The following is a 561-nucleotide window of genomic DNA, read 5'->3' as shown; positions in this document are numbered from 1 at the left end:
GATGGTGAACCGCCAAGCGCAAGTGCCGGAAAAAAACCGTAGCATTTACCAAAAGTCACTTCACCTATTTCAGACAAAGACTCTAAAAAAAGAGATTTATAATTTTTATTTTGAGTTGGATAATCAAAACTAAATTCTAAATTTAACATAGCTATAACTGAAGATATTCTAAAAAAATCATTTCCAAACTCATCAAAATCCCATTTATCAACGCCCATAGTTGCTTCAGGTAATTTAACAATGCATGTTTGCAAATCTTCATTCCATATAACTAAATGACCAAATGCAGAAAAACCAATTATATGAGTTTTTTCTGGAATAATATCCTGATCACCAGAGAATAGAATATCTACTATTCCTGAGTAATCAGAAGGAATACAAAACTGAAATTTTCCGTTTAACCATGTTCCAATACCATATTCCTGCCAGAATAAAATAAGATCGTTAGGCTCAGGACCTGTTAATTTATTGAACTGAGCGAGAGATTGTGATTCACAGGCTTACCTATGGAGGATGAGCCTGTGAGTGATGTATTTCTGTTATCTGAGAGCCAGATGAAGC

At 34.0% G+C, this 561-nt stretch carries 1 protein-coding gene and 1 pseudogene; both read right to left on the bottom strand.

From position 1 onward, the window contains the following. Positions 1-254 (bottom strand): T6SS immunity protein Tdi1 domain-containing protein (locus HK11_RS12675; RefSeq protein ID WP_233133480.1); only part of this gene is annotated, 254 nt, incomplete at its 3' end. A gap of 51 nt (positions 255-305) precedes the next feature. Next, positions 306-413, bottom strand: a pseudogene (locus HK11_RS12770) (hypothetical protein); the annotation flags it as partial. Positions 414-561: the final 148 nt, after the last annotated feature.

This window comes from Acetobacter sp. DmW_043 (assembly GCF_002153485.1).
GTDB lineage: Bacteria > Pseudomonadota > Alphaproteobacteria > Acetobacterales > Acetobacteraceae > Acetobacter > Acetobacter thailandicus.
Note: the sequence above shows the minus strand (reverse complement) of the source record. Positions and strands in the feature narration are given on the sequence as shown.